The sequence below is a fragment of the Aquibium carbonis genome (genome assembly GCF_003970795.1).
Taxonomy (GTDB): Bacteria; Pseudomonadota; Alphaproteobacteria; order Rhizobiales; family Rhizobiaceae; genus Aquibium; species Aquibium carbonis.
The window spans coordinates 28671-52127 of sequence record NZ_RWKW01000097.1 but is presented as its reverse complement, the minus strand read 5'-3'; the positions used below and the strand labels follow the sequence as shown (position 1 = coordinate 52127).

Sequence of the window (23457 nt, the reverse complement as noted above, 5' to 3'; positions counted from 1 at the left end):
GTCGTGTCGCAACAACAACCTCCCATCCAAGCCTCGGACGGACAACCTCCATAGCAACGACATCTAGCGAAGCAACCTCCGCGAAACGCGAAACGGGGCGCCCATCGGCGCCCCGTCTGCATTCGAACCGAAGGAACGGTCGATCAGTTCTTGGTCTTGTCGACCAGCTTGTTCGCCGAGATCCACGGCATCATGCCGCGCAGCTTCTCGCCGACCTGCTCGATCTGGTGTTCGTCGTTGAGGCGGCGGATGCCCTTGAAGCGGGCCATGCCGGAGCGGTACTCCTGCATCCACTCGCTCGTGAACTTGCCGGTCTGGATGTCCTTCAGGACGCGCTTCATCTCGGCCTTGGTCTCGGCGGTGATGATGCGCGGGCCCGACACGTATTCGCCCCACTCGGCGGTGTTGGAGATCGAATAGTTCATGTTGGCGATGCCGCCCTCGTAGATGAGGTCGACGATCAGCTTCACCTCGTGCAGGCACTCGAAATAGGCCATCTCGGGCGCATAGCCGGCTTCCACCAGCGTCTCGAAGCCGGCGCGGATGAGCTCGACCAGGCCGCCGCAGAGCACGACCTGCTCGCCGAACAGGTCGGTCTCGCATTCCTCGCGGAAGTTGGTCTCGATGATGCCCGAGCGACCGCCGCCGACGCCGCAGGCGTAGGAGAGCGCGAGGTCGAGCGCGTTGCCCGACGGATCCTGGTTGACGGCGACGAGGCACGGCACGCCGCCGCCCTTCTGGTATTCGCCGCGCACGGTGTGGCCGGGGCCCTTCGGCGCGACCATCAGCACGTCGACCGATGCCTTCGGTTCGATCAGGCCGAAATGCACGTTGAGGCCGTGGGCAAACGCGATCGCCGCACCGTCGCGAATGTTCGGCGCGATCTCGTTCTTGTAGATGTCGGCCTGCAGTTCGTCGGGCGTGGCCATCATCATCAGGTCGGCCCACTTGGCGGCTTCCGCCACGGTCATGACCTTGAGACCGTCGGCCTCGACCTTCTTGGTCGTCGCCGAACCGGCCTTGAGGCCGACGGCGATGTCCTTCACGCCCGAATCCTTCAGGTTCAGCGCATGTGCGCGACCCTGCGAACCGTAGCCGATGATGGCGACCTTCTTGCCCTTGATGAGATTGAGATCGGCGTCGCGATCGTAATAGACACGCATGGTGGTTTCCTTCCCGTGTTTTGCGTCGTCAGTTGGATCTGTTTCGCGGAGCGGGCCGGCCCGCACCGAAAAGGGTGAGAAACTGTCTTGTGGCGCGGGCGGCGTCGGCGGCGATCTCGGCCTTCGACAGCGTAATTGAATCGCCCAGCAGCAGCCTGATCTGAACATCGCGGCCGACGAGGCCGAAGAAGGTGCGAAACGCCGCCTCGGTGTCGTCGAAGGCGATCAGCCCCGCCTCGCGCGCGGCCTCCAGCAAAGGCTTCAGGCGCTCGCCGATGGCGAACCGGCCGTTTTCCAGCACGATGCGGCCGAGGTCGCTGCGGCCTGAGGCGGCATGCGCCACCGCGACGCGATTGAGCGCAACGGAAGTCTTCGACGAGATCACCGCCAGCCAGTTGGCCGCGAAAGCCTCCAGGCTCTCGGCCAGAGCGTCGGCGTCGAGGTGCTGGCGGTCCCAGTTGCCGGCGCGCACCTTGGAAGCCTGCCAGCGCACGGTTGCGGTGAGGAGGCCGTCGCGGTCGCCGAACCACTTGTAGAGCGTTTCCTTGGAGCAGCTCGCGCGGCGCGCCACCGCCGTCATGGTCAGCCCGTCGCGGCCCTCCAGAAGAAGCGCAAGCACGGCGTCGAGCACCTCGCCCTGGCGGGGCGTGACGGTGTCGTCGACGGCGATGGCGGCGGCGGCTTGGGGCACGCTGGTCCCTGAAGGCTGAAAGGGTGTACCGTACGGTACGGTTCGGCGTGAATATCCTCCCCCGCGACCGGGGTCAAGGGCGAGCCGGACGATCGGGCGCCGGCGCGGCCGTGGCAGCGGCAACGACGGACCAATCCGGTTCGGCAAGGCCGATGCGCCGCAGCGGGTCCGCCAGCATGCCCGACACCAGCGCCGCCAGGATTGCGGGTGCAGGCGGCACCCGGGCGACACTGGACACGAGCGTGTCGCGCAGCAGCGGCACCAGCCTCGAGTCCGACTGGTAAAAGGGCGTGAAGGCCAGCGAGAGCGCCTGGAACAGCCGCACGTGCAGACGCCGGGCTTGGCAGTAGCGCGCAAGCGCATCGGCGATGTCGTCCGTCGAGGCGAGCGCATGCGCGAGTGCTGCGGCGTCGAGCAGGGCCATGTTGGCGCCCTGCCCCAGTTGAGGACTGGTGGAGTGCGCGGCGTCGCCGATCACGGCGAGGCGACGTCCCGCCGGCCTGTGCAAAGTGTGGTGGCCGTAGCGGGCGAGCGTCAACTGCTCGAAACCGTCGATCTGACCGAGACAAGCTTCCGTTTCCGGCCAGAGGGAGCGCACCCGGTCCTTCCAGGCGTCGAGCCCGCGCGCCTGCACGGCGGCGGCGTCGTCGGGCTTGAGGCTCCAGAAGAACGCCGCCTGATCCGTCTCGCCTACCGCGACGCGGCCGATCGGCATCACGCCGATCATCACGCTGGCCTGCCGGTAGCGCTGCGAGAGCGCATGCGGATCGAAACCGCCGCGCCAGGCCAGCGAGGCCCAGAACGCCCCATAGGCTAGCGCCCGCGGCTCCGATGCGACAGCGACGTGGCGCTTCAACCGCGAACGGGCGCCGCTGGCGTCGACCACCAGATCGAAGGAAACCGTCCGGGTTCCGCCCGCGTAGACCAGGCGTGGCTTCCGGCCGGTTTCGTCCAGGGCATCGACGTCACGGCCGGTCTCGATGGACAGCCCAGCCGCCTCCACCGCTCGGTGAAGAACGCCGAACAGGGCCGCCCGGTGAACCGCGAGGCCGAAGCGTCCGTTGCGGCCGGACGCGTAGCGGACGTCGAGGACCGTGCGTCCGGTCGCAGCATCGGCGCCGTGCAGCCGCTCGATGCGGCTTCCAAGCTCCAGCATCGCCGGCAGCAGCCCGAGCGCGCCCAGGACCGTCAAACCGGTCGGCTGAAGGATGAGCCCCGATCCCAGCGGCCTGGCGGTTTCGAAACGCTCGAAGACGGTGACGCGATGCCCGGCCCGATGGAGGAACAGCGCAGCCGCGAGGCCCGCCGGGCCCGCGCCGCAGATCGCAATGTCGAGCGGCGGCAAGATCGGGCCGTCAGGCGTCGGTCGCGTCGAACCGTGCCCGCGCCTCGACCACCGTCGCATGATGGTTCTCGGCCCAGTGCAGCAGGTGTTGCAGGCTGTCGAACATCGACCGCCCGAGATCGGTCAGGCTGTACTCGACGCTCGGCGGCTTGGTCGGAAACACCTCGCGGTGGACGTAGCCGTCGCGCTGGAGGTCGCGCAGCGTCTCCGTCAGCATGCGCTGCGAAATGTCGGGGACGAGCCGGCGCAGTTCGCCGAAGCGGTAGGGTTTTTCAGCCAGTGCCGAAAGGAGAAGCGACGTCCACTTGCCGAAGATGCTCTGCACCACGCTGCGGATGGGGCAGTTCGCAAGACGCCCCTGCCCGGCGCCGGCCCGGTAGATCTCGATCTTCTGACGCGTCGAAGCGACCCGCGCATCCATGGTGGTACCCTTTGCGTAACGACCGGAGCGAAAACTGCCTCCTTTACGGCAGAGGGTCAATGCATATTTTCGACCTACTCTCTTTTTGAGACCACCAAATCGAGATCATCCAGAATTCGAAAACAAGGAAGAATGCAGATGTCCGACACCATCCTCGTCACCGGAGCTTCGGGCTCGCTCGGCGGCGCCGTCATCCGCCACCTGATCGACAGCGAAGGCGTCGCGCCGGGCCGCATCATCGCAGTCACCCGCGATGCATCCAAGCTCGGCGCTCTGGCTGAAAAAGGCGTCACCGTCCGGGCCGGCGACTTCGACGACGACGCAAGCCTTGCCGCTGCCTTCGCCGGGGCCAAGACCGTGCTGATCGTGTCCACCGATGCCGTCGGTCAACCCGGAACACGGCTGCGCCAGCACCGCGCTGCGGTATCCGCCGCCCTCGAGGCGGGCGCGTCGCGGATCGGCTACACCTCGATGTTCAGCCCCGGACCCGGCAATCCCGTGCTGTTTGCACCCGATCATCACGGCACCGAGGAAGCGATCCGCGCCAGCGGCATCCCCTACTCCATCTTCCGCAATGGCTGGTACATGGAGAACCTGTCGATGTCGTTGCCGGCGACGGTGGCCAGCGGCCAGTGGTTCACCTCGGCGGGCCAAGGCCGCACGTCCCATGTCCAGCGCGACGACCTTGCGCGCGCCATCGCGGCAGGCCTCGCGAAGCCGCCGGCGGACAGCGCCACCTACACGCTTTCGGGCCCAGAGGCCTTCACCAACGCCGAAATCGCCGCGATGGCCGCCGAGGTTCTCGGAAAGCCGATCGCCGTGGTCGACCTGACCGACGAACAACTCGCCGAAGGCATGGCGGCGGCGGGCGTGCCGGCCCCGGTGGTGCCGCTGCTGGTGTCGTTCGACGCGGCAACGCGCAGTGGCGTGCTCGGCACCGTCACCGGCGACGTGGAAAGCCTGACGGGCCGCAAGCCCATCGCGCTGAGGGCGTGGATGGAAGCCAACAAGGCCGCGATCGGCGGTTGACGCCCGACGACGCCGGATCGGCCGCCGACGCGGCCGCTCCGGTTGCGGGTGGTCAGCCTTCCAGGGCCGCGAGAAAACGCCTGACCGACCCGGCCATGCCGTATTCGAGCGCGTCGGCGGTCAATCCGTGGCCGATCGACACCTCGGCAAGGTTCGGAACGGCGCGGGCGAGCGCCGGCAGGTTGTCGACGGTCAGGTCGTGGCCGGCATTGACGCCAAGCCCGGCCGCCTGCGCCAGCAGCGCCGTCCTGTCCAGCTTTTTCAATTCGCTGTCGGCTTTCGTTGAACTGGCGTAGCAACCGCCATAGGGGCCGGTGTAGAGTTCGACCCGATCGGCGCCCGTGTCGCGCGCCGCCTCGATCTCGCGCTGCGAGGCATCCGGATCGCAAAACAGCGACACGCGCATGCCGCGCTTCCTGAGCCTGGCCACCACCGGACGGAGGAAGTTGCCCTGCCGCTCGAACGGCCAGCCATGGTCGGACGTGGCCTGAGCCGGATCGTCGGGCACCAGCGTCACCTGTTCGGGCTGCGTCCTTTCGACGAGAGCGAGGAATTCCTCGGTTGGATAGCCCTCGATGTTGAACTCCGCCTCCGGGAACTCGTCGTCGATCAGCGCCCGCAGATCCGGCAGGTCGGAGAAGCGGATGTGGCGCTGGTCCGGCCGAGGATGCACGGTCAGCCCATGGGCGCCGGCGGCAAGGGCAATGCGCCCCAGCGCCGTCACGCTCGGCCATGGAAGATCGCGCCGGTTGCGCAGCATGGCAACGGCATTGAGATTGACGGAGAGCTTGGCGGGCATGGCGTCGGCGGGTCCTGCGAGATTGGCCTGATGGCGTTAGCACAGGCACATCGGGGGCGCACCGGGCCAAGGTCGTCCTGATCGACCGTCCAGCGCCGATCCATGTGTTCCCTCCGAGCGGGATACCGGCTACCAGAACCGGCAACTTCGACCGGAGCGCTCCCGCTTGCGTATCTTCTGCATCAATCTCGACCATCGGACCGATCGTCGGCACTACATGGAAGCGCAGTTCGCCGCGCTCGGCATGACGGTCGAGCGCATCCGCGCGACGACGCCAGCCGACATCTCGGCCGCCGACGTGTCACCCATGAGCGTCGAAACGGTGCGCGAGAAGCTGATGCCGACCGAGATCGCCACCAGCATCAGCCACCATCGGGCCTGGCGCCGGATGCTCGAGGAAGGCGCCCCCTTCGCGCTCATCCTGGAAGACGACTGCGAGCTGTCGCCGCGGTTGCCGGCCTTCCTGGCGGCGCTGGACCGACGTAGCCCACTGGCGGCCGTGATCCGGATCGAGACCCGGCGGATGCCGCAATTGCTGGAGCGGCGCGCCCTGGACCAGGTGGGCGACATCGCGCTGCATCGCCCTTTCGCATGGGAATGGGGCACCGCCGGATACGTGATCACCGCCGACGAGGCGCGACGCATCCTGGCCTCGCCTCGCCGTTTCGAAATGCCGATCGACAACACCTTGCTTTCGCCGGCCAGCCCGCTCTACCGGCCCGACGGCATCCTCCAGGCCGTTCCGGCGCTCGTTCTGGTGGAGGACGAAGAAGCCGGAGGCGGGTCGCAACCGGCATCCGTGCGCCGGAGCGACGCACAGGCCGAGCGCGACGCCCGCTTCCGCAACACCGGACGGAAGCCGCCGCTTCACAGGATCGGTCGCGAAATCCGGCGCATCCGACGGCAGGTGGCAGGCATCGGCACGCATCTGCGCCACAGGATGCTCGGCCGCAAGATGGCCGTTCCCTTCGCCGACGAGGCGACGGTCAGCGCACGATCGTCAAGCGCTCGGCCGCCCGCGTGATGGCGGTGTAGAGCCAGCGCTCGCGCGTTTCGCGGAAGGCGAAGCTCTCGTCGAACAGGACGACGTTGTCCCATTGCGAGCCCTGCGCCTTGTGGACGGTGAGCGCATAGCCGTAGTCGAAATCGTCGAAACGCTTCTTCTGCTGCCAGGGAATGTCGGCATCGGGGTTCTCGAAGGCCGCCTTCAGCAGCTTGATCTTGGCGACGCCGCGCTCCGGATCGTCCTCCTCGGGGGAGACGAGCAGATTGATGCCGGGCTTCACCGTCTCGCGCGACGCGGTCATGACCTTCCAGAGCGAACCGTTGAGCAGGCCCTTGGCGGGGTCGTTGCGCAGGCAGACCAGCTTGTCGCCGGCCATGGGCAGCGCTCCGTCGAAGCCCTTCAGTTCGCGCAGCCGCGCGTTGTAACGCCGGCGCGTGCGGTTGGTCCCCACGAGCACCTGGTCGGCGGCTAGCACGAGATCCTGGTTGACGTCGTCGCGCCCGATCACCTGCGCCGTGCCATAGTCCCCCCGCATGAACTCGCGGCCCTCGCGCACGTCGAGGGCCAGCCGGATGATGGGATTGTCGCGCGCCTGGCGGTGGATCTCGGTCAGGAGAATGTCGGGCTCGTGCTCGGTGAAGAAGCCGCCGCCCGAGATCGGCGGAAGCTGGGCCGGATCGCCCAGCACGAGGATCGGCGTGCCGAAGGTCAGGAGATCGCGGCCGAGCTGCTCGTCGACCATCGAGCATTCGTCGACGACGACGAGCTTGGCGCGCGCGATCGGGCTTTGACGGTTGAGCGAGAAGGTCGGCGACATCGACGTCTTGCCGGTCGTCTCGTCGGACACGGCCTCCTCGCCGCGCGGACGGTAGATCAGCGAATGGATCGTGCGGGCGTTGGTGGCGCCCTTGGACCTCAGCACCTGCGCGGCCTTGCCGGTGAAGGCCGCGAACTGGACCTGACCGTCGACATGTTCCGCGAAATGGCGCGCAAGCGTCGTCTTGCCCGTGCCGGCATAGCCGAACAGGCGGAAAATCTGCGGCTTGCCGGTCTTGAGCCAGTTCGCCACCGCCTTCAGCGCGGCATCCTGCTGCGGAGAAAATTCCATAACCGCGAGAGACAGGATTCGCGGCGGTTGTGCAAGCGGGAAGCCCCCGTCCCTTCCTGGTCCGACCGTTGCTTCGGTACCAGCACTCAGCCGCCGCCGGGATTTCGCGCATAGCCCGGCCCGATGGTCAGCGGACGATCGGGAACCACCGCATCGCTGATCCGGCTCCTGAAGGCCAGTTCATGCGCCCACAGGAGGTTCTGCTCTGTCCGGTCCAGCACCCGGATCGCCACGCGATAGGGCCTGTCGGCCTCGACGCCCCGTACCGGCGGCGAGTGCAGCGCATAATGGTTGGTGCCGGTGCCGACGCGCTGGCGCACGACATGGTCTGGTCCGCCCGACGGGTCCTCGAAGGCCGCCTCGATGATCGAGCCGGTCGGCAACGGACGCTCGACGATCGCGGTGAAGCCGTAGTGGACGTCGGCCACGCGGTAATTGAAGATGAAGCCCCCACCGAGGATCTTCAGATAGGGCCGGGTCTCGGGATCCTCGCGGGTCAGCCAGCCGACGGCCATGAGCACGGCGAGCAGCGCAACGCTGGCGACGACGATGCGCGGCAACGAAAGGCGATCCAGCATGCGGCGGTCTCCTGACCGCCGAAGTATATCATGGGCCGGGATCGACCCGCCAGCCGGCGTGCGGCCGGGTTCAAGCCAGCATGGGCCAGAGCGTGGCGGCCAGCAGCAGACCCATCGCGATGTTGAACCATTTGAGCCTTGCCGGATCGGCGAGCCAGCCGCGCAGCGCCGTCCCGAAGCCGGCCCAGACGGACACGCTCGGAACGTTGACCAAGGCGAAGGCCACCGCAACCAGCACGACCGACAGGACAGGCGCCTCGGGGCTGGTATAGATCGCCATGGCGGTGACTGCCATCACCCAGGCCTTCGGATTGATCCACTGAAAGCCGGCAGCCTCCCGGAACGACATCGGCCGCGATGCACCACCGGCCTCCGCCAGCGTGCGCGAGGTGGCGATGCGCCAGGCGAGATAGAGAAGGTAGGCCCCGCCGGCGATCTTCAGGCCGACGTGGAGCGCCGGAAAGGCCGCCAGGAGCGCGCCGAGCCCGAAACCCACCCCGAGCAGCAGCGAAGCGAAACCGAAGCCGATGCCCAGCATGTGCGGTACCGTGCGGCGGAAGCCAAAGTTCACGCCCGACGCGAGCAGCATCATGTTGTTGGGTCCGGGCGTGACCGACGACACGAAGGCGAAGCCGACGAGCGCGGCGAAGAGATCGAGGGTCATCTGGGACGTTTCCGGTCGTTTTTTATGTCAGTAATATTGACCTAAAAACACGCGCGCGCATCCGCAATCTTGTGCCCATGACAAGTTCCCGGTGAAAGGAGCCGGCGGGGGCCTCTCCTCAATGCTTTCGCGACTGCACGAGATAGGCGTCGATTTCGGTTTCGCCCAGCCACCTGGCCGCTTCCAGCCGATGCAGACCTTCGATCAGCACGTGACGATCGCCATCCTTGCGGACCTGGATCGGCACTTTCATGCCGTTCTCGAGGATGTCCTCGGCCAGAATGCGAACGGTCTCGGGATGCAACGTCTTGCGCCGCGCCGTCGGCACGTAGATCGTCTCGATCGCGACTTTGTGGGTCCGAAGCATGGCTCTCCCCTGATGCACCAGTCCGACATGTGGGCCAGGCGGCAAGCGAAGTCCAACACCGAATGACGGCATGCGCGCCGGCCCTGGCAAATCGAACGGCGACCTCACAGCGTGTCGCGCCCGACCACCCTCGGCAGAATGAACCGGATTGGAGGCGACGCGGACATTTTTAGGCGAGCGTTAACCATGTTCATCGACACTGGAGCAAGTTCTGATTGCATTTGGTGGCTTCATGCGTCTGCTCCTCCTCGCAACCATCGCGCTCGCGCTGGTCGGCTGTGCCAATTCACCCAAGCAAGTGTCGAGTTCGGACGGCGCAACGCTCGCATTCGCGCCTGGCGAGCAGACACGAAACGAGGCAAGTCCGCATGTGGCCATCCTGCGGCCGGGTCAGCCGCCGGCTCCTCGCGGCGGCCTCGCTGGCCGAACGATCAGTGTCTCGAAGACATCCGATATCCGCCTGGGACCCAAAGAGGTGGTGCTGACGTTCGACGACGGGCCGGTTCCGGGGAAAACGGATACGATCCTGCGCGCACTCGATCAGTTCGGCGTCAAGGCGACTTTCCTGATGGTCGGGCAGATGGCCAATGCCTACCCGGGAACGGCACGCAAGGTCGCGGCTGCCGGGCACACCATCGGCACCCACACGCAGAATCATAAAAACCTGCGCACGGTCAGCGTCAACGTGGCGGAAGCGCAGATACGCGAAGGCCGAGAGAGCGTTGCCGCCGCGCTGCGACCGGGAGGCTACCGTCCCGCGCCGTTTTTCCGATTTCCCTATCTCGCCGACACCACGACGCTCCGCGGCAGCCTGGCCGCCCAGGGGATCGTCGTCATCGACGTCGACATCGATTCGAGGGATTACTACGCTTCCGGTTCCGACGCGCTACGCGCCCGCGCCGTCGCCGCCGTGGAGCGACGCGGTTCGGGCGTCATCCTCTTCCACGACCTTCATGCCCGCACCGCGACCATGCTGCCGCTGCTTCTCGCCGACCTGAAGGAGCGTGGATACAAGGTCGTGCATCTGGTGCCCGCCCGCACCGGCGTAGACCTGATTGCTTCATCGGCGCCGGTCGCTCTGCCGAAGTTGGAAACGACATCCCCCGACCGCGGTTGACCGACCATACGTCGGCTTCTGCTCAGACCCTCAAGGCCCGGCGCAGCGCGTCGGCCGCGCACATATCGCGCCAGCGGTTGGCGCGCGCGGCAGCCGCTTCCGCATCCTCTCCCCATTGCGAGATAGTCCAGTCCTCGTCGACATGCGCCCGGCCCCAGGCCGTTTCCGCATCGATCTCGTCGGCATCGACGGCAAGCGCCAGGAGCGCCGAGCCGGTCAGCGTCGTCATCATGTGCAGGCATCCCAGCCGGAAGGCAGCGGGGTCGCGGCGCAGATGTGCGCCGATCGAGGCGATCGCCTCGATCGGCTGCTCGACATGCATGACGCCCTCGGCCAAGAACAGCCGCGCGCCGAGCCGGTCGCGGGCCCAGGCGAGAATGGGATCCCAGGCCTGCGCCTGCAGCGCGACCAGCTTTTCCGGGCTTTGGGCGCGGTAAGAGAGCAGATCCGTCCCGGCATAGCGCAGGATGTCCTCGATCACCGCGTCGGGGTCGAGCGTGACGCCTTCGATGACGGTGTTGACGAGCCGTGTCACCGGCATCCTGACAGGGTTTATCTCGGTTTCCTGCGCGCCGAACTCGTCGGCGACGAGCCGCGCCGCTGCCTCGGTCGGAACGGTGAGCGGCCCCCTGCCGGGGGTTCGGACCGGGCGGCCGTCGAGGTGCACGCCGTAGCCGTTTTCGACGGACGCCACCGAGACGACTTCGTAGAAGCGCTTCGGCAGCGGCTGGCGCATCTGGATCTGCGCCCGCTTCACCGGATCGGGATCCGAGAGGAATCCGCCGTCGAGATCGTTCAGGATGTCACGCATCGTTGTCTTGCCGTCGTCGAGGAAGGAGAAGCCAAAGGTAAGCCGGTTCGGCCGCCGTTCAAGCCGGAGGGATTCGACGCGCCGGGCGGTTGACGATGACGATGCCGACCGCGATCAGCCCCAGCGCCAGGAAAATGCGCAGGCTGAGCGGCTCGTCGAGCAGAAGCCCGCCAGCCAGCACGCCGAAAGCCGGGGTCAGGAAGGCGAAGGACGACAGCCCGGCGGCCGGATAGCGCCGCATCAGCCAGAACCAGAGCAGATAGGTGAAGGCGACGATGAAGATGGCCTGGAACAGGATCGAGGCGATCGGAACGAGGCCGACGTCGCGCAGGACTGGTCCCGTGAACAGGAGCAGCGGCAGCGTCACCAATGGCGCGACGGCAAGCTGGTAGAGCAGCGTCTTTTCGGCACGGGCGGTCGACAGCCGGGTCGTCTTGATGACGATGATGGTCGCGGCCCAGGCCATGCCGGCTGCCAGGCTCATCAGGTCGCCGATGATGGCTTCCGGTCCCGGCAGGCTGAGCTTGTCGGAAAACACCAGCGCCACTCCGCCGAAGGCGAGCAGCGTTCCCGCCACCTTGACCAGCGACATGCGTTCCCCCAGCAGGAAATGGGCGCCGATCAGCACCCAGAACGGCATCGTGTTGACCATCAGCGCACTGCGCGCGACGGTCGTGTAGTCGAGCCCGGTGAAGATCAGTGCGAACTCGATACCGAACAGCGCGCCGGCTGCGAGCCCTCCCTTCAGCGTGCCGTCCCGATCGAACAGCGAAATGCCGCGCCACCGGCACCAGGCGAAGACGCAGGCCGCGCCGATCGCCGAACGGACGATGGTGACGAAGACCGGATCGAAGCCCTGGTTGGAAATCTTCGCCGCGACCCCGTTCAAGCCCCAGGCAAATGTCAGGAACAGCATGAGCGCGACGGCGGCGCCGTCGACCGCGTCGCGACGCTCGAATGTATCGGTCGTCACGCTCACCTCTGGTGCTCGTCGGCATTTGCCTCGTCGAGGCCCAGGAGGTTCCAGCTCTGGCGCATGTGTGGCGGCAGCGGCGCGGTGACGTCGATCACGCCACGATCCGGATGCGGAATGACGATGCGGCGGGCATGGAGGTGCAGGCGGTTCTGCAAGCCGCCCGGGAAGTCCCAATTGGTGTCCGCCTCGAAATATTTCGGATCGCCAATGATGGGATGGCCGATGTGGGCGGCGTGAACGCGAAGCTGGTGCGTGCGCCCCGTATAGGGCTCCATTTCCAGCCATGAGAGCGACTGCGCCGCCTGCTCGACCACGCGGTAGTAGGTGACGGCATGGTCGGCGTTCGGCTCGCCATGCCGGGCCACCCGCATCTTGTCGCCGTCCGGCGTCTGTTCCTTCACCAGCCAGGTGGAGATCTTGTCCTCGCGCTTGGCCGGCACCCCCTTCACCAGGGCCCAGTAGGTCTTCTTGGCGTCGCGACCGCGAAACGCCTCGGCGAGCTTCATGGCCGCCAGCCGCGAACGCGCCACGACGAGAACACCCGACGTGTCGCGGTCGAGGCGATGCACCAGGCGCGGCTTCTCGCCCTTCTTGTTGCGCCAGGCCTCCAGCATGTCGTCGACATGGCGCGTCACGCCCGAACCGCCCTGCACGGCCAGCCCCGACGGCTTGTTGAAGACGAAGACCTTGTCATCCTCGTGGATCAGCATCTTGGCCAGTACCGCGCCGTCGTCCTGGCCCCGGATGGACTTGCCGGTCAGCGGCACGTCGCCCTTGCGGTCGACGCCGAGCGGCGGAACCCGGATCACCTGGCCCGGCTCGACGCGCGTGTCGGACTTGGCGCGCCCGCCGTCGATGCGGATCTGGCCGGATCGCAGGAGCTTCTGGAGGTGCCCGAAGCCGAGCCCCGGAAAATGCGTCTTGAACCAGCGGTCGAGCCGCATGCCCGCCTCGCCCGGCTCGACGCTGATCTGCTGGATGCCCGTCATGATTGCCTGCGGCTGCCTCGATGGTGGATGCGGGCGGCGCTGCCGTCCGTTCGGCAAGCCAATAGTGCAGGCGGGGACGGAATGCAAAAAAGGAATGGGCAAGGCCCGGTCTCCCGTTTTTAGGGGAAACCGGGCCTTGCCCGGAAAAGCCGGGGCCGAGCGGGAGGCCGATCTGCGCGGCCTCCCGCCTTTGGCCGGGTCAGCGATAGACGTAGACGATCTGGCGCGTCGTCGGGTCGACCAGAACCGGCTGACCGTTCACATAGCGGTAGCGGTACTCGTAGTCGGGAACCTCGCGCAGCTCGACCGTGTCCGGCAGGCCGGCACCGACCACGACCTCGCCGTCGAGGTAGATCGGATCCGTGCGGTTCTCGACAACGTAGGTACGAACCGCCTCGGGCGGCGTGACGACCGCACCGGCCGCCGCGCCGGCCACGCCGCCGATCGCGGCACCGACCGGGCCGGCAATCAGCGCACCGGTGATGGCGCCGCCCGCCGCGCCCACCGTCGCGTTGGTGCTGGCGGTCTGCTCATAGTCGACGACCGGCACCTCCACCGTCGCCGGTGCGGACGAGATCACGATCCGTTCGCCGCCGAAGTCACCGGCGAGGTATTCGGAATAGGACCAGCCGGTCACGCCGTTGTGGCTGACCTCGCACCACCGGCTCCCTTCCATGCAGCCATTGACCGTGGCGGTTTCAGACGCACCGATCGACCCGACCACCTCGTACTGCGGCCCCGGGCCGCTGCGAATGTTGAGGTCGGTGGTGGCGACGGCCGCGAACTGCGCCAAAGCCGGCGTCGCGAAAGCGAGAGGGGCGGAAACGGCAAGGATGCCGATCGAAAAGAGAGACTTGTTCATGATGTGACTCCATGGATTGGGGGCTGGGTCGGGCGCGTCCGAGGGCCGGACGCGCAATGGATGGCGGTCGTCTTCCGGTCAGGACCGGATGACGTACACCACCTCCATCGTGGCCGGCTCGACGATGACGATCTGCCCGCCTGCCAGAACGAAGTACTGGTAGCTGCGATAGGCGGGGACGATCTCGACGATCCGAGGCGGCAGCGGGTGGAGCGTGACCGAGCCGGGAACCGTCGCGCCGATCGAGACCTGCATGTCGACATCCACGGGCGCCACGTTGGTTTCGACGATGACCTGACGAAACTCCGACCGCTGCTCTGCCGACAGATCGATGCTGGCGGTCGTCTCGCCGGAGACACCGTCCTTCAGCTGTCCGGGCGCGGCTTCGGCGGCGCTGTCCACGTCGCCGGACTTCTGCAACTGGCCCGGCGCGGCGTCAGCGGCTGAATCGACGTCGCCCGACCGCATCTGCTGGCCAGGCGCATACTGCGATGCGGAGTTCCCTCCCTTAGCCGTGTCGTCCGAGGCGGCCCGATTCAACTGCCCGGGCGCGGCTTCGGCGGCGCTGTCCACTTCTCCCGACTTATGCAGCTGGCCGGGGGCTGCTACCGCAGCCGAATCGACGTCGCCCGACCGCATCTGCTGGCCAGGCGCAGACTGCGATGCGGCGTTTTCGCTCGACGGTCGCGTCAGTTCGGCGCCGCCGCCGGCTGAAACGGATGGCTTGCTGGCGGAGGTCCCACCGGCCTGTGCGCCGGCCTTCGCGCCGGCCACGGGCTTGAGCGTGGTATCGCCCTGGGCGCCGGCCTGGGTGGCGAAGGTCGCCGTTCCGGCGAGCAGCACTATCGCCAAGGTCTTGGTAAGAATCGGTCTCATGTCATTCTCCTTGAACTCCGAACATGCCGTTCGGACTTCTGTTGTCTTTGTGTCGTGCGGATTTCGACCTGAGGAATTCGCTTGTGAGCGATGGATATGCTTGCCCATCCGCAGGTCTTCCGCCTGCCTTCCCGCCACGAGACGCAGCGGGGAAGCGCAGCTTGAACCACCGATGGACGGGGATGTTCCGGGTTCGGTCTCAGGTCCGTTCCGCACCGGGACCATCGCATCGAAGGCCTGGGACTTTGGCCCTGCATGGTCCCGCGCGATGGTCCCGATGCCGACGAAATCAGGAACGGGCAGCCCCGCACCTCATTCCCGCCTCATTCGACAAGGGAGATGACGATGGAAAATAGTGTATATCAGGCGCGGTGGCTGCTCCTGCCGGTGTTCTCGCTCTGTTTCGGGTTCCTGACGCTCGGCGTGGTGCTAAGTTGAATGTATGCTGGCGCCCGGCCGTCGTGTGCGGACGCCCCCTCCCGGCTTGCAAGGTTCGATCATGATCACTCGTCGAGCATTGACGCTTCTGTTCATCGGCGTGGCGGTGTTTTCGGCGGACATGCTGCGGATGACGACCACATCCCCCGTATTCGCGCAGGGCAACAGCGAGGGCGCCGGCGGTGGCAACGGCGGTGGCAATGGTGGGGGTAACGGCGGCGGCGGTGGAAGTGGTGGCGGAAGCGGCGCCGGCGGCGGAAGCGGTGGTGGCGGCGGAAGCGGTGGTGGAAGCGGCGGCGGCGGTGGCGGAAGCGGTGGTGGCGGCGGAAGCGGTGGTGGAAGCGGAGGCGGCAATGCCGGTGGAAACGCGGGCGGTAATGCAGGCGGTAATGCCGGTGGAAACGCGGGCGGGAATGCCGGTGGCCAGGGAAAAGGTCTCGGGCGTTCGGAGGCATCCGGTCTCGTCGGCACCGCGCCCGGGCTTTCGCGATCCGGTGCGGCGGCCGGCACCACGATCCAGATCCGGGGGCGCTCCATCGAGGTCCGATATCACGACGGCAAGCGCGAGCATCTCGAACCTGGCCGCTACGTCATGAAGGACGCCCGCGGGCGCACCATCATCGACAGGAAAGCGACCCCACAGGACTGGCAGCGCCTTCACTCCATGGCCGCTCGCTAGCTTCGTCGGTCGAGGCCAGGCACCCGGCCCGATGAAGCAGCAACGCCGCCTCGGTGCGGTTCGACACGTTAAGCTTCGCGAGCACCCGGGTCATGTGATGCTTCACGGTCTTCTCGTGCAGATCGAGCCTGAGCGCCACGCGCTTGTTGCTCAGCCCGGAAGCGACGAGGCAGGCCACGTCGCGTTCCCTCGGCGTCAGCTGCGCCAAGGGGTCGACCGCGTCAGGGCGGTCGTGGCCGCCTTCCGCGGCGGTCAACAGACGTGCCGACAGCGTGGGCGAGACGTAGCGCTCGCCTGCTGCGACGGCCACCAGCACCTCCGCCAGCGCCTTCGCGCCGATGCCCTTCAGCACGTAGCCCATCGCCCCGGATCGCATGGCGCGGGTGACGTCGTCGCCGGACTCCGACACCGTCAGCATGACGATCTTCTGGCCGGGCCGGGCGGCGAGCACGGCGGGTATGGTCTCGAGGCCGCCGTCGGGCATGGAGATGTCCATAAGAAGGATGTCGGGGCCGACATCGGCGACAAGGCGCACGGCGTCTGCTCCGCTGCCCCCTTCGCCGACCACGTCCAGACCATCCACCTCGCGCAGGATGCGCATGACGCCCTCGCGAAACAGCGGGTGATCGTCCACCACCGCGATCCGGATGGTACCGGTCATGCCTTCGCCCTTCCATCCATCGACAGGGTCATGCGCAGCCGTGTTCCGGAAGGCGAGGTTTCCACCTCGAACGTGCCGCCGATGCTCTCGATGCGGTCGCGAAGTCCGGGGAGACCCAGGCTGCCGGGCCGGGTTGCCGACAGGTCGAACCCGCCGCCGCCGTCGGCGACCTCGATGACCAGCATGCCCCCATCGACCCGCTGCGCGATCGACTGCCGCTTTCCGCCGGCATGACGAAAGCTGTTGGTCAACGCTTCCTGGAGAAAGCGGTAGAGGCAGATCTTCTCGGCCGGGCTGATGGCTTCCGGCACGTCATGGAGGTCGAGGTGGACCTCCGTGCCGGTGCGACTCTGGTGGGTCCGCGCCACCTGCCTGATGATTTCCTCCGGCGACGCCGTCTCGATGTGCGGCAGCACGAGTCCGGTGCAGATCGAGCGGATTTCCTTCATCGCATCGTCGAGGTGGGCCTTCACCGCCTGTGCTTCGCGCAAGCCCTCCTCGGACTTGACCGCGCCCGTCATCGCCTTGCTGTCGAGCCGCAGCGCGGCGAGCGCGATCAGTTGCGCGGGTCCGTCATGGATGTCGGCGCCGACGCGGCGCAGATAGCTCTCGTTCAGCGCGGTGGCGCGGCGTGACGCGCCCTGGACGCGCTGATGCAGATCCTGGTTCTGCGCCAGAAGCACGGAGAGGTCGCGCACCCGCATCGCCAGATCGACACGCTGACGGTCGATCGTGCGGCTTCCGCGAAGCACCACGAGGGAGAGCGCCAGAAACAGCCCCAGTGTCGCACCGGCGACGGACAACCAGCTGTGCACCTGCGCGCGCCAGAGATCGTACACGAGATCCGGCGCGGTTTCGTCGAACTGCATGACACCGACGACTTCGCCGCTCCACGGCTGGAGGACGGGGCTGTAGACCCGCAGGATGGGGCCGTCGATTTCGCCGAAGCGGGCAAAATCCGCCGTGACGCGGCCCTGCATCGCCTGGACGGCCATGGCGTCGAGGTCAACGCTCTTGCCGATCAGGTCACCCTCGTCGGCGTAGAGCACGGTGCCGTCGGCGGCCAGAAGTCGAAACGATATGAGCCGGCTGGCCAGTGCGCCCTGCGAAAGGGTTTCGTCCAGCGCGCGCCGGTCCTGTTCCTCGAGGTTCTCCGTCCGCTGCATGTCCGGCAGAAGGGGCGCGATCACACTGTCGACGTAAAGCGCCGTGGTGGCGGCGGCGTTGCGCGTGACGGCTTCCCGGATCAGGCCAGATACGACAGCCCCCACCATGATCATGGCGACGACTGACACCAGCCCGCCCAACAGAAGAAACTGGCCGGCAAGCGTCTGCCTGCCCCAGCCGCTCGTCATGCTCCTCATGAGGGCCATCCAGCGATCCATGGCGGCCGCCCCGTCAGCGTCCGGCCCGAAGCGGGCGGGCGCCCGCCACATCGGCCCAGCAAACGAGCCGACCGCGCTGAATGGACCATGGCTTCGCATCGAAAACGTCTGCCGCCGGATGAACGGCGGGCCCCTTGGTTCTGCTGCGGAGAAAACCGCAAGGGGCCCGACAGGTTCCCGAGCCGGCACGACACGAAACATTACGGTCGCCGCGGGCGCATCGCCGCTGCTTGGAACGCGCGCGGAACGGCGGGGGGACGCGCATCCTTCTCATCTCGTGATCCCACCGAGCAGGCGGGCGACGAACAGGCGCATGGCAGGGGATCGAGCGCCGTCGTTCACGCGCGTACCCCGCGGGAATGGCGCCCTGCCGGGCGCAACGTCTGCGTGACGGCCGAAGACCGCAGCGCCAGGCAGACAAACCCGCCTGCCGCAAGGATCGCGATGTCTTTCATGACAGTTTTACTGCCCCCCGGTGAACAGAGGCAGTCTTAGCGGATCGGAAAGCCCGATACCACTCTGACGCGCTTGGGATGACCCAAGCGCTCGTCAGTCCGTCCCGGACACGCTTTCCGTCTGGCAGGTTTCCATGAAACCTTCGGCAAAGGCCGCCAGCGCGTTCCAGTTGGTGAACTCGTGGTCCGTGGTGACGTCGGTCGGCCCGCCCTCGCGATAGGCGATATGCTTCATCAGGAGCCGTTTGAGAAAATCATACTGCGGATATTTCAGGGCGCCGGCCGCCTGATGCACCATCTTCGGCCTCCAGCCGGTCTGCTCGAACAGCGTGCCGGTGATGCTCTGGATCTCAGCATGCTCCTCGGGGAACGGCGACGCGGCGGCGAGCGAGACCGACACGAAGGCGCCCGGCAGTTTGGCGAGCCGCTCGGCCTTCGTCTTCAGCCAGTGCGAGATAGCCACCGGGTAGGCGCCCAGGTGGACCGGCGCGCAGACGATGACCGCGTCGGCGAGGTCGAGATCGACGTCGCCCAGGTCGCCGGCGTCGAACACCGTCGCCTGGTGGCCGAGGCTCTGCACCGTCGATGACAGGGTGCGCGCGATCTTGCGTGTGTGCCCCTCCACGGTTCCGAAGATGATCAGGACATGCATGGCATTGCTCCTTGGATGGCGGGGCGATTTCGCGTCAACAGACGCGCGTCCCGCATTCGCTGATGGTGAAGCGGGAATCCGGTTCCGTGCGCGAGGCGTCGAACTGGCGGCCATCGACACATTGCGCCCGCGCCTCCTGGACCGTGCGCCCGCCGAGCTTTTCCTCGTTGACGTAGATGTAGAAACCGACCTCGCACTGTTCTTCGGATGCGATCTGCAGTTCGAGCTGCTCGAGCCAGGCGGGATTGCCGGTCTGCGCGAAACTCGTGCCGGAGACGAGCAACAGGCTCGCGGCGGCCACGGCCAGGCGGGAGGGAAATCTCATGGCGCATCCTCTCTTCGATGCGCCGGACCCTAGGCCGCACAGGACGCCCCTACATTGACAAGGGTCAAATGGAAGAGGCTGCCCACGCCGCGCATGCGCAAGCCGGCGGGCAGGACGCGGCCGATCATGAACCCGCGGGGTTCATTTCGACGATGGCGGGATCAGAGAGCTTCCGTCAGGCGGGACGATGGTGGAGGGGGCTGGATTCGAACCAGCGTAGGCTGAGCCAACGGATTTACAGTCCGTCTCCTTTAACCACTCGGACACCCCTCCGGATGCCATCGCGAAGGTCATGTCCGTCGCCGGACTCGGCCATTCGCGAGGGGCCTTATGGCGACTGGCTCCAAGCGTGTCAACCACATCCGGCGCCGTTTTGCAGGGAGATTGGAGCGCCCGGGCTCGCGCCGCACTCGAAGCCGCGCACAGCACGAGGCGATTCGATGCACAGCCACTGTGCCGGGCGAAATGTTGCGCGCCCCCGACATTGGGCTAGAGTGGCCAAAAGACAATCGACGCCAGGGAGGACGCCATGGACGCGGTGGTCGACACAGCCATATCGCAGTTCGATCTCAACGAGGACCAGCGCGCGATCCAGGACATGGCACGCGCCTTCGCCGACGACCGGGTCGCGCCACATGCGCTGGACTGGGACCGAAACCGGCATTTCCCCGACGACGTGATCCGGCAAACCGGCCCGCTCGGCTTCGGCGGCATCTATGTGCGCGACGACGTCGGAGGCTCGGGCCTGGGGAGGCTCGATGCCGTGCTGATCTTCGAGGCGCTGGCACAGGCCTGCCCGGCCTTCTCGTCCTTCATCTCGATCCACAATATGGCCGCCTGGATGATCGACGTGTTCGGCAATGACGAACAGCGGCAGCGCCTGCTGCCGTCGCTGACCTCGATGGAGACCTTGGCGAGCTATTGCCTGACGGAGCCGGGTTCGGGATCAGACGCCGCAGCGCTGCGCACCCGCGCGGTCCGCAGCGGCGGCAACGGGTCGGACTACGTGCTCAACGGCGCCAAGCAGTTCATTTCGGGCGCGGGCGACACGGACTACTACGTCACCATGGTCCGCACCGGCGAGGATGGCCCGAAGGGTATCTCCACGCTTGTGATCCCCAAAGATGCGCCCGGCCTCTCCTTCGGCGCGATCGAGAACAAGATGGGCTGGCACATGCAGTCGACCCGCCAGGTCATCTTCGAGGACTGCAAGGTGCCGGCCGAGAACCTCCTGTCGGGCGAAGGCGTCGGCTTCCGCATCGCCATGGCGGGGCTCGACGGCGGACGCCTCAACATCGCCGCATGCTCGCTGGGCGGGGCACAGTCGGCCATGGACAAGGCGCTCGACTACGCCTCGCAACGCAAGGCCTTCGGCAAGACCATCGACCAGTTCCAGGCGATGCAGTTCAAGTTCGCCGACATGGAGACCAGCCTGCAGGCCTCGCGCATGCTTCTCTACACCGCCGCCTCCAAGCTCGACCGCAAGGCGCCCGACGCCGGCAAATGGTCGGCGATGGCCAAGCGCTTCGTCACCGACGCCGGATCCGACGTCGCCAACGAGGCGCTGCAGACGCTCGGCGGCTATGGCTACCTGCATGACTACGGCATCGAGAAGCTGGTGCGCGACCTGCGCGTCCACCAGATCCTCGAGGGGACCAACGAGATCATGCGCGTCATCATCGCGAGGCATGTGGTGGGGCGGTGAGTAGCGAATGGCGAATAGCGAATGGCGAATAGGGAATAGGGAATAGGGAATAGGGAATAGGGAATAGGGAATAGGGAGGGTATTTATTAGGGAGAAAGAACAGCTTTTTTTTCAAAAAAGTATCAAATGAGCGCTTGATGGCCGGATGCGTTACGAAAAACCATTCGCCATTCGCCATTCGCCATTCGCCATTCGCCTCTCACTCCCCACTCCGAAGGACCAACCACATGACCACCATCGCCTTCATCGGTCTCGGCAACATGGGCAACCCGATGGCCGCCAATCTCGTCAGGGCCGGGCATGTCGTGCGCGGCTTCGACCTCGTGGCGGCCAATCTCTCGGCGGCGACGGCCAACGGCGTGACGGTCGCGGCGGACGCCGCCGCGGCCGTCGAAGGTGCGGAGGTCGTGATCACCATGCTGCCGGCCGGCAAGCATGTTGTCGCCGTGTGGGCCGACATCGCGCCGAAGGCAGCCAAGGGCACGCTGTTCATCGATTCTTCGACGATCGACGTGGATTCGGCGCGCAAGGCGCATGCGATCGCGGCTTCGCATGGGCTGCTCTCGATCGACGCACCGGTGTCCGGTGGAACGGGTGGCGCCGCCGCGGGCACGCTGACCTTCATGGCAGGCGGTGCGGACGAGGCTTTCGCCCGGGCGGAGCCCATCCTCGAGCCGATGGCCGGCCGGATCGTCCATTGCGGCGGCGACGGCGCCGGGCAGGCGGCGAAGATCTGCAACAACATGATCCTCGGCATCTCGATGATCGGCGTCTGCGAGGCTTTCGTGCTGGCCGAGAAGCTCGGCCTGTCGCACCAGGCGCTGTTCGACGTCGCGTCCACATCCTCGGGCCAGTGCTGGTCGCTGACGACCTATTGCCCAGTTCCCGGCCCCGTGCCCGCCTCGCCGGCCAACCGCGACTACAAGCCCGGCTTTGCCGCCGCACTGATGCTGAAAGACCTGCGGCTGGCCCAGGAGGCGGCGTCCGCTTCGGGCGCCGTCACGCCGATGGGGGCCGAAGCGGCCCAGCTCTACGCGCTCTTCAACGCGCAGGGCGGCGCCGACGCCGACTTCTCCGGTATCGTCGAGTTCCTGCGCGGCCGGGCGGGCTGACGCGGCCGTGCAGATTTCTCGCCCGGAGCCCCGAAAAAAGCGCCGATTCAGACTTGCTTAATCACCTGCTAACCACGCGGTAAGGATGTGCCTCTACAACGGATTGCAAGGCGGCCGACGCGAAAGCCGCCCCTGCTCCGGATCAGGTCTCGCGTACCGGAGCCGCACATTCGCAAAGCGTTAGAGTAAGACGAAGTGCCATGCGTTCCGTGGCAAAGCCGCATTCTTCCCGCCGGGAGAGTGCGGCTTTCGTGTTCGGGGGCAACGCCCGTTCAGAGCGCCGGACGCGACAGGCGCCTGAAGTTGGCCCGCACGCGCTTGCCCGACGGTTTCAGTGCGGCGTGCAGCGAATGCTCCAGCGCCGCGCCCGACAGGAGCGACGGGGTCTTGCCGGCCAGCACCTCTGGCCAGAAGCTCATCATCGAGGTGACGTAGGACAGATTCGCCGCCATCAGGCCCTCGGCGAAGGCAGCGCTCTTCTCGGTTACGGCCTTCAACGTCTCCACCCCCATGACGCCCGAGCCGCGCGGCTCCGAAAGCATCAGCGGGAGCCGCATCGTCGCCACCATGGGCGCGAGCATCAGATCGGCTGCGAGGATCATTCCCGAGCGCCGGTTGTTGCGTCTGGTCATGCTGGTCCTGTGCTTTCCTTGGACGCCGGCCGGACGCCGCACGGGGCGCGCGGCGCAGGGTTCGAGGTCAGTGCTCCGTCGGTCAAGCCCTGGGCTTGAAGGCCTCGTCGACGGGTGGTCTCAACGCGTTGGCGAGGCGGTTGGTTTCGTTGGCCTTGCCGGCCACCGCCAGAACTTCCATCAGCATGGCGTCGGTCATGCCCTTGGCGCGCGCCGAGGCCGTGTGCGAATAGGTGCAATACTCGCAGCCATTGGTCGCCGAAACGGCGATGTAGATCAGTTCCTTCGTCAAGGGATCGAGCGCACCCGGCCCCATGATCTGCTTCAGGCTCTCCCACATCCGCTTCAGCTGCGCCGGATCGTGCGCCAGCACCTTCCAGAAATTGTTGACCCAGTCGGATTTCCGCGTGGCCATGATGTCGTCGTAGACGGCGCGGACCTCCGGCGAGGCGTCCTCGTATTCGATCAGGGACACGATGGGAGGGTTGGACATGGGAGGTCTCCGGGAGCTGTCAATTGCGTGTGTTCGGATGATCGCCAGCGCCCTGCGGCGCCCCCCTCTGGGCCGCCGCCCATCTCCCCCACGAGTGGGGAGATCGGCAGCTTTGGGG

The 23457-nt window shown here is 66.7% G+C and carries 26 protein-coding genes and 1 tRNA gene; 6 read left to right on the top strand and 21 right to left on the bottom strand.

Annotated features, from left to right (window positions below):
- Positions 1-143: 143 nt before the first annotated feature.
- The 4 genes from ilvC to EJC49_RS21550 all read right to left on the bottom strand — a co-directional run bounded on the left by ilvC (position 144) and on the right by EJC49_RS21550 (position 3620).
- Positions 144-1163, bottom strand: coding sequence for a ketol-acid reductoisomerase (gene ilvC, locus EJC49_RS21565; RefSeq protein WP_126701993.1), 1020 nt, complete (start codon positions 1161-1163; stop codon positions 144-146).
- A gap of 28 nt (positions 1164-1191) precedes the next feature.
- Complete coding sequence (locus EJC49_RS21560) at positions 1192-1854, bottom strand: TetR/AcrR family transcriptional regulator C-terminal domain-containing protein (RefSeq protein WP_126701992.1); 663 nt, start codon at positions 1852-1854, stop codon at positions 1192-1194.
- Between the two features lie 73 nt (positions 1855-1927).
- Positions 1928-3259 (bottom strand): FAD-dependent oxidoreductase, encoded by a 1332-nt coding sequence (locus EJC49_RS21555; RefSeq protein WP_126701991.1) that lies wholly within the window; start codon positions 3257-3259, stop codon positions 1928-1930.
- Positions 3210-3620, bottom strand: coding sequence for a winged helix-turn-helix transcriptional regulator (locus EJC49_RS21550; RefSeq protein ID WP_126701990.1), 411 nt, complete (start codon positions 3618-3620; stop codon positions 3210-3212). Before EJC49_RS21550 ends, EJC49_RS21555 begins: the two co-directional genes overlap by 50 nt.
- A gap of 138 nt (positions 3621-3758) precedes the next feature.
- Here EJC49_RS21550 and EJC49_RS21545 point away from each other — a divergent pair, with 138 nt between their 5' ends.
- Positions 3759-4649: an SDR family oxidoreductase gene (locus EJC49_RS21545; protein ID WP_126701989.1), complete on the top strand. Its 891-nt coding sequence runs from the start codon at positions 3759-3761 to the stop codon at positions 4647-4649.
- 52 nt (positions 4650-4701) lie between these two features.
- Here EJC49_RS21545 and EJC49_RS21540 read toward each other — a convergent pair whose 3' ends face one another.
- Positions 4702-5448, bottom strand: a complete 747-nt coding sequence (locus tag EJC49_RS21540) for a pyridoxine 5'-phosphate synthase (protein ID WP_126701988.1) — start codon at positions 5446-5448, stop codon at positions 4702-4704.
- Between the two features lie 166 nt (positions 5449-5614).
- On the opposite strand from EJC49_RS21540, the gene EJC49_RS21535 reads away from it, so the two are divergent.
- A complete protein-coding gene (locus tag EJC49_RS21535; protein ID WP_170314822.1) occupies positions 5615-6472 on the top strand; it encodes a glycosyltransferase family 25 protein in 858 nt (285 codons plus the stop codon).
- Here EJC49_RS21535 and EJC49_RS21530 read toward each other — a convergent pair.
- From EJC49_RS21530 to EJC49_RS21515, 4 genes are all read right to left on the bottom strand, one after another.
- Complete coding sequence (locus EJC49_RS21530; protein ID WP_126701986.1) at positions 6435-7562, bottom strand: ATP-dependent DNA helicase; 1128 nt, start codon at positions 7560-7562, stop codon at positions 6435-6437. The genes EJC49_RS21535 and EJC49_RS21530 overlap by 38 nt on opposite strands.
- An 86-nt stretch (positions 7563-7648) precedes the next feature.
- On the bottom strand, positions 7649-8140 hold the full coding sequence (locus EJC49_RS21525; RefSeq protein WP_245453512.1) for a hypothetical protein: 492 nt from the start codon (positions 8138-8140) through the stop codon (positions 7649-7651).
- Positions 8141-8210: 70 nt separating this feature from the next.
- A complete protein-coding gene (locus EJC49_RS21520; RefSeq protein ID WP_126701985.1) occupies positions 8211-8804 on the bottom strand; it encodes a LysE family translocator in 594 nt (197 codons plus the stop codon).
- A gap of 118 nt (positions 8805-8922) precedes the next feature.
- Positions 8923-9171, bottom strand: a complete 249-nt coding sequence (locus EJC49_RS21515; protein WP_126701984.1) for a ParB N-terminal domain-containing protein — start codon at positions 9169-9171, stop codon at positions 8923-8925.
- A gap of 370 nt (positions 9172-9541) precedes the next feature.
- On the opposite strand from EJC49_RS21515, the gene EJC49_RS21510 reads away from it, so the two are divergent.
- Positions 9542-10288: a polysaccharide deacetylase family protein gene (locus EJC49_RS21510; protein ID WP_210211837.1), complete on the top strand. Its 747-nt coding sequence runs from the start codon at positions 9542-9544 to the stop codon at positions 10286-10288.
- Between the two features lie 22 nt (positions 10289-10310).
- On the opposite strand, the gene EJC49_RS21505 is transcribed toward EJC49_RS21510, so the two are convergent.
- The 5 genes from EJC49_RS21505 to EJC49_RS21485 all read right to left on the bottom strand — a co-directional run bounded on the left by EJC49_RS21505 (position 10311) and on the right by EJC49_RS21485 (position 14910).
- Complete coding sequence (locus EJC49_RS21505) at positions 10311-11099, bottom strand: ATP12 family chaperone protein (RefSeq protein ID WP_126701982.1); 789 nt, start codon at positions 11097-11099, stop codon at positions 10311-10313.
- Between the two features lie 58 nt (positions 11100-11157).
- On the bottom strand, positions 11158-12078 hold the full coding sequence (locus tag EJC49_RS21500; RefSeq protein ID WP_245453511.1) for a DMT family transporter: 921 nt from the start codon (positions 12076-12078) through the stop codon (positions 11158-11160).
- Positions 12075-13064: an RluA family pseudouridine synthase gene (locus EJC49_RS21495; protein ID WP_126701981.1), complete on the bottom strand. Its 990-nt coding sequence runs from the start codon at positions 13062-13064 to the stop codon at positions 12075-12077. Before EJC49_RS21495 ends, EJC49_RS21500 begins: the two co-directional genes overlap by 4 nt.
- Before the next feature lie 199 nt (positions 13065-13263).
- Positions 13264-13926: a DUF1236 domain-containing protein gene (locus tag EJC49_RS21490; RefSeq protein WP_126701980.1), complete on the bottom strand. Its 663-nt coding sequence runs from the start codon at positions 13924-13926 to the stop codon at positions 13264-13266.
- Positions 13927-14004: 78 nt separating this feature from the next.
- Positions 14005-14910: a DUF1236 domain-containing protein gene (locus EJC49_RS21485; protein WP_170314821.1), complete on the bottom strand. Its 906-nt coding sequence runs from the start codon at positions 14908-14910 to the stop codon at positions 14005-14007.
- Between the two features lie 530 nt (positions 14911-15440).
- On the opposite strand from EJC49_RS21485, the gene EJC49_RS21480 reads away from it, so the two are divergent.
- Positions 15441-15836, top strand: a complete 396-nt coding sequence (locus EJC49_RS21480; RefSeq protein ID WP_210211836.1) for a hypothetical protein — start codon at positions 15441-15443, stop codon at positions 15834-15836.
- A gap of 21 nt (positions 15837-15857) precedes the next feature.
- Here EJC49_RS21480 and EJC49_RS21475 read toward each other — a convergent pair whose 3' ends face one another.
- From EJC49_RS21475 to EJC49_RS21455, 5 genes are all read right to left on the bottom strand, one after another.
- Entirely contained in the window at positions 15858-16580 is a 723-nt protein-coding gene (locus EJC49_RS21475) for a response regulator (protein ID WP_126701978.1), read from the bottom strand.
- Entirely contained in the window at positions 16577-17944 is a 1368-nt protein-coding gene (locus EJC49_RS21470) for a sensor histidine kinase (protein WP_170314820.1), read from the bottom strand. Before EJC49_RS21470 ends, EJC49_RS21475 begins: the two co-directional genes overlap by 4 nt.
- A gap of 570 nt (positions 17945-18514) precedes the next feature.
- Entirely contained in the window at positions 18515-19072 is a 558-nt protein-coding gene (locus EJC49_RS21465; protein WP_170314819.1) for a flavodoxin domain-containing protein, read from the bottom strand.
- Between the two features lie 34 nt (positions 19073-19106).
- Positions 19107-19397: a hypothetical protein gene (locus EJC49_RS21460; protein WP_126701975.1), complete on the bottom strand. Its 291-nt coding sequence runs from the start codon at positions 19395-19397 to the stop codon at positions 19107-19109.
- A gap of 188 nt (positions 19398-19585) precedes the next feature.
- Positions 19586-19670 (bottom strand) — tRNA-Tyr (locus tag EJC49_RS21455).
- Between the two features lie 256 nt (positions 19671-19926).
- Here EJC49_RS21455 and EJC49_RS21450 point away from each other — a divergent pair.
- Both EJC49_RS21450 and mmsB read left to right on the top strand, forming a co-directional pair.
- A complete protein-coding gene (locus tag EJC49_RS21450) occupies positions 19927-21102 on the top strand; it encodes an isobutyryl-CoA dehydrogenase (RefSeq protein WP_126701974.1) in 1176 nt (391 codons plus the stop codon).
- 227 nt (positions 21103-21329) lie between these two features.
- Positions 21330-22214: a 3-hydroxyisobutyrate dehydrogenase gene (gene mmsB, locus EJC49_RS21445; RefSeq protein ID WP_126701973.1), complete on the top strand. Its 885-nt coding sequence runs from the start codon at positions 21330-21332 to the stop codon at positions 22212-22214.
- Positions 22215-22486: 272 nt separating this feature from the next.
- Here the strand turns inward: mmsB and EJC49_RS21440 are convergent, their stop codons facing one another.
- Both EJC49_RS21440 and EJC49_RS21435 read right to left on the bottom strand, forming a co-directional pair.
- Entirely contained in the window at positions 22487-22846 is a 360-nt protein-coding gene (locus EJC49_RS21440; protein ID WP_126701972.1) for a hypothetical protein, read from the bottom strand.
- 82 nt (positions 22847-22928) lie between these two features.
- Entirely contained in the window at positions 22929-23339 is a 411-nt protein-coding gene (locus tag EJC49_RS21435; RefSeq protein WP_126701971.1) for a carboxymuconolactone decarboxylase family protein, read from the bottom strand.
- Positions 23340-23457 lie beyond the last annotated feature (118 nt).

Bases quoted from the DNA above. Each gene is read 5' to 3' on its own strand.
- ilvC (WP_126701993.1), bottom strand. From the start codon at position 1,163: ATGCGTGTCTATTACGATCGCGACGCCGATCTCAATCTCATCAAGGGC.
- EJC49_RS21555 (WP_126701991.1), bottom strand. From the start codon at position 3,259: ATGCGACGGTGGTCGAGGCGCGGGCACGGTTCGACGCGACCGACGCCT.
- EJC49_RS21550 (WP_126701990.1), bottom strand. From the start codon at position 3,620: ATGGATGCGCGGGTCGCTTCGACGCGTCAGAAGATCGAGATCTACCGG.
- EJC49_RS21545 (WP_126701989.1), top strand. From the start codon at position 3,759: ATGTCCGACACCATCCTCGTCACCGGAGCTTCGGGCTCGCTCGGCGGC.
- EJC49_RS21540 (WP_126701988.1), bottom strand. From the start codon at position 5,448: ATGCCCGCCAAGCTCTCCGTCAATCTCAATGCCGTTGCCATGCTGCGC.
- EJC49_RS21530 (WP_126701986.1), bottom strand. From the start codon at position 7,562: ATGGAATTTTCTCCGCAGCAGGATGCCGCGCTGAAGGCGGTGGCGAAC.
- EJC49_RS21525 (WP_245453512.1), bottom strand. From the start codon at position 8,140: ATGCTGGATCGCCTTTCGTTGCCGCGCATCGTCGTCGCCAGCGTTGCG.
- EJC49_RS21520 (WP_126701985.1), bottom strand. From the start codon at position 8,804: ATGACCCTCGATCTCTTCGCCGCGCTCGTCGGCTTCGCCTTCGTGTCG.
- EJC49_RS21515 (WP_126701984.1), bottom strand. From the start codon at position 9,171: ATGCTTCGGACCCACAAAGTCGCGATCGAGACGATCTACGTGCCGACG.
- EJC49_RS21505 (WP_126701982.1), bottom strand. From the start codon at position 11,099: ATGCGTGACATCCTGAACGATCTCGACGGCGGATTCCTCTCGGATCCC.
- EJC49_RS21495 (WP_126701981.1), bottom strand. From the start codon at position 13,064: ATGACGGGCATCCAGCAGATCAGCGTCGAGCCGGGCGAGGCGGGCATG.
- EJC49_RS21490 (WP_126701980.1), bottom strand. From the start codon at position 13,926: ATGAACAAGTCTCTCTTTTCGATCGGCATCCTTGCCGTTTCCGCCCCT.
- EJC49_RS21485 (WP_170314821.1), bottom strand. From the start codon at position 14,910: ATGGGCAAGCATATCCATCGCTCACAAGCGAATTCCTCAGGTCGAAAT.
- EJC49_RS21480 (WP_210211836.1), top strand. From the start codon at position 15,441: ATGGTGGGGGTAACGGCGGCGGCGGTGGAAGTGGTGGCGGAAGCGGCG.
- EJC49_RS21475 (WP_126701978.1), bottom strand. From the start codon at position 16,580: ATGACCGGTACCATCCGGATCGCGGTGGTGGACGATCACCCGCTGTTT.
- EJC49_RS21470 (WP_170314820.1), bottom strand. From the start codon at position 17,944: ATGAGGAGCATGACGAGCGGCTGGGGCAGGCAGACGCTTGCCGGCCAG.
- EJC49_RS21465 (WP_170314819.1), bottom strand. From the start codon at position 19,072: ATGCATGTCCTGATCATCTTCGGAACCGTGGAGGGGCACACACGCAAG.
- EJC49_RS21460 (WP_126701975.1), bottom strand. From the start codon at position 19,397: ATGAGATTTCCCTCCCGCCTGGCCGTGGCCGCCGCGAGCCTGTTGCTC.
- EJC49_RS21450 (WP_126701974.1), top strand. From the start codon at position 19,927: ATGGACGCGGTGGTCGACACAGCCATATCGCAGTTCGATCTCAACGAG.
- mmsB (WP_126701973.1), top strand. From the start codon at position 21,330: ATGACCACCATCGCCTTCATCGGTCTCGGCAACATGGGCAACCCGATG.
- EJC49_RS21440 (WP_126701972.1), bottom strand. From the start codon at position 22,846: ATGACCAGACGCAACAACCGGCGCTCGGGAATGATCCTCGCAGCCGAT.
- EJC49_RS21435 (WP_126701971.1), bottom strand. From the start codon at position 23,339: ATGTCCAACCCTCCCATCGTGTCCCTGATCGAATACGAGGACGCCTCG.